The organism is Streptomyces milbemycinicus (assembly GCF_002154605.1).
GTDB classification, from domain to species: Bacteria; Actinomycetota; Actinomycetes; order Streptomycetales; family Streptomycetaceae; genus Streptomyces; species Streptomyces milbemycinicus.
This window is the reverse complement of the sequence record NZ_MUNE01000650.1, coordinates 1-1,846: the sequence shown is the minus strand read 5'-3', so window position 1 is coordinate 1,846 and position 1,846 is coordinate 1. Positions and strand designations below refer to the sequence as shown.

General features: G+C 66.6%; 2 protein-coding genes and 1 rRNA gene. All 3 read right to left on the bottom strand.

Annotation, left to right across the window (positions count from 1 at the left end; genetic code table 11):
* A partial coding sequence (locus CCN51_RS41520; RefSeq protein ID WP_211303299.1) for an MFS transporter occupies positions 1-900 on the bottom strand: 900 nt, incomplete at its 3' end.
* 39 nt (positions 901-939) lie between these two features.
* Entirely contained in the window at positions 940-1,584 is a 645-nt protein-coding gene (locus CCN51_RS41515) for an HAD family hydrolase (protein WP_014178579.1), read from the bottom strand.
* A gap of 86 nt (positions 1,585-1,670) precedes the next feature.
* Positions 1,671-1,787, bottom strand: a 5S ribosomal RNA gene (gene rrf, locus CCN51_RS41510).
* Positions 1,788-1,846: the final 59 nt, after the last annotated feature.

Below are 1,846 nucleotides of genomic sequence, written 5' to 3'. Positions count from 1 at the left end.
CGCCGCGACGACCGCGAACCCGCCCGCGGCGAGCAGGGTGCCGACCCGCACGACGGCGACCGCACCGAAGCGGCGCACGCCCAGGTCGCCGAAGGTACGGCCGAGAAGGGCGGTGACCATATAGACGTTGTACGGGACGGTGGCCAGCTGCTCGGAGCTGTGCAACACGTCCTCGAGGTACTTGGCGCTCCAGTTGGAGACCGTCGAGTCACCGATATAGGCGAACGACATCACAAGGCAGAGTGGAAGCAGCAGCTTCATGCTGACGGCGGCGGACTCCTGCTCGTCCTCCGGGCTCTCCTGCTTCCCGTCCTTTTCCTGTTCCCCCGCTCGATCCACGTACCAGCGGCTGGCGAACAGCGCGACGGGCACAAGCGTCGCGACAAGTGGCGCGTACAGCACGGGCAGCGACACATCCCAGTGCGCGCCCGCCCAGGCCAGCGACGCCCCGCCGATCCCGCCCAGGCTGTACGCGGCGTGGAAGCCGAGCATGATGCTCCGCCCGTACGCATGCTGGAGGGTGACGCCGAGCATGTTCATCGACGCGTCGAGGGCACCGACGGAGAGCCCGAAGACCGCGAGCGCGAGGGCGAGCTGCCACAGCGCCGTACCCGACCCGGCTGTGAGCAGCGCGATGGAGACCACCGGCTGGGCCCAGCGCAGCACCAACCCCGGCCGCACCCGCTTGACCAGGTGCTCCGTCCCGACGCTGCCCACGCCCGCGAGGATCGGAACCGCGGCGAGAAACGCGGGCAGCAGCCCGTCGGACACCCCATACCGGTCCTGCAGCGCGGGTATTCGGGTCACCAGCAGAGCAAAGACCGCGCCCTGGACGAAGAAACTGACGGCCAGCGAGGCCCGGCCGTGCCGCAGCCGCGGGGTCGGGCGCGTATCTGTCATGGCCGAGGAGCGTACGGCCCCAGGCTCTCCAAGGCGAGATCAGGCGAGCAATTGCGGCAGTTCTGCCATCTTCGCGAAACGGGCGTGGGCGCGGGCGAGCTTGGCGGCCGGCGTCATCGCCGTATACCCGTACACATCCATCCCGGCGGCGATGGCGGCCTGCACACCCAGCGGACTGTCCTCGACAACCGCACACCGCTCCGGCGGCACCCCCATCGTCCGCGCCGCATGCAGAAACAGATCCGGCGCGGGCTTGCCCCTCCCCACATCCTCGGAGCTGAAGACGCGCTGCTCGTCGAAGAGTCCGTACAGCCCCGTCTTCCGCAGCGCGACGCGTATGCGCTCATGGCTTCCGGAGGAGGCGACGCAGTACGGAACGCCGTCCGCGTTCAGCTTCTCCAGGACATCGGCTACGCCTGTGACAGGCTCCAGTTCCCGGCGGAAGGCGTCGAACACACGGCTGTGGAAAGTCGTGTCGAAGTCGGCCGGCAGCCGGCGGCCGGTGCGCTCGAGGACCAGCTCATGGATCCGGTGCATGGCCGACCCCATGTAGTCGCGTATGGAGTCCTCGTAGGTGGTGGGGTGGCCCAACTCCGTGAGATAGGCGGCGAGGAGCCGATTGGAGATCGGCTCGCTGTCGACGAGCACGCCGTCGTTGTCGAAGATGACCAGGTCGTAGCGCATGCCGCTCAGACTACTCGGGCAGTGCGCGGGAAAAAGAAAAAGCCCGGCTGGGAGCTTGGCTCCCAACCGGGCTTTTATCAAAAATTGTTCGGCGGTGTCCTACTCTCCCACAGGGTCCCCCCTGCAGTACCATCGGCGCTGAAAGGCTTAGCTTCCGGGTTCGGAATGTAACCGGGCGTTTCCCTAACGCAATAACCACCGAAACACTATGAAGAAAACAAACCAACACCACACACCCATAGGTGCGTGATTGGTTGGTCAT

Coding starts and splice junctions, on each gene's coding strand:
- CCN51_RS41515 (WP_014178579.1), bottom strand. CDS start 1,584: ATGCGCTACGACCTGGTCATCTTCGACAACGACGGCGTGCTCGTCGAC.